This is a genomic window from Sphingomonas sp. 66-10, assembly GCF_001897045.1.
Taxonomy (GTDB): Bacteria; Pseudomonadota; Alphaproteobacteria; order Sphingomonadales; family Sphingomonadaceae; genus Sphingomonas; species Sphingomonas lycopersici.
In genome coordinates this window covers 4,199-4,805 of record NZ_MKRR01000095.1, presented here as the reverse complement: position 1 = coordinate 4,805, position 607 = coordinate 4,199, and the positions used below count along the sequence as shown (strand labels likewise).

Annotated in this window: 1 protein-coding gene; it reads left to right on the top strand. The window is 61.3% G+C overall.

Annotated features, from left to right (window positions below; translation table 11 throughout):
- Window positions 1-482 (top strand): DUF8535 domain-containing protein (locus BGN95_RS08140; protein WP_502688271.1); only part of this gene is annotated, 482 nt, incomplete at its 5' end.
- Window positions 483-607 lie beyond the last annotated feature (125 nt).

The following is a 607-nucleotide window of genomic DNA, read 5'->3' as shown; positions in this document are numbered from 1 at the left end:
GATCTCGGGTGCAGTCATTCTCTTTCGCCGGAAAACCGGTGAAGGGGCCGTTCCTGGTAATGATCGTCGCAGGCGAGTATCCGGAAGCGCACGGCTACGCACCATTGCGCGCATTTGCCCAACCGATTTATTCGGGCCGTCGCTTCATCCCGGTCAATTCCGAGTTCGAGCGAGACGTTCTGCGCGCGCTTCTGGAAGCGAGGCGCGAGCTAGCCGAGGAGGGCCTTGATATCTTTGTCGAGAAGCCCGTCTTTGATCACCTCACTCCCGCCGGCCCCTGCCGCCCCGACTTCCTGATCGAAGCGCGTTCAGGCACGACCGGCGAGATCAGGCAATGGATCTTGGAGGTGCTGGAGTTCGGCGAGCCCGAGGTCCACCAACGCGAAAGGCTTCGGCGAGTAGCGCCACTGTTGACTGTCACCCCGGCCGACCGCAACGCGGCGCACCTGGTAGCCCGACTCTCAGACGCCTTCGCCCTTTAAACGATCAGCTCCACCTCAACGTGAATCCGAACGAACTGACGATCGCGAGCGTCACGGGCGTCGAAAGCAGATAAAGCTTCTGCCACCGCCACCAGGATTTGGGGAGGAACAGCGCCACATCCTTG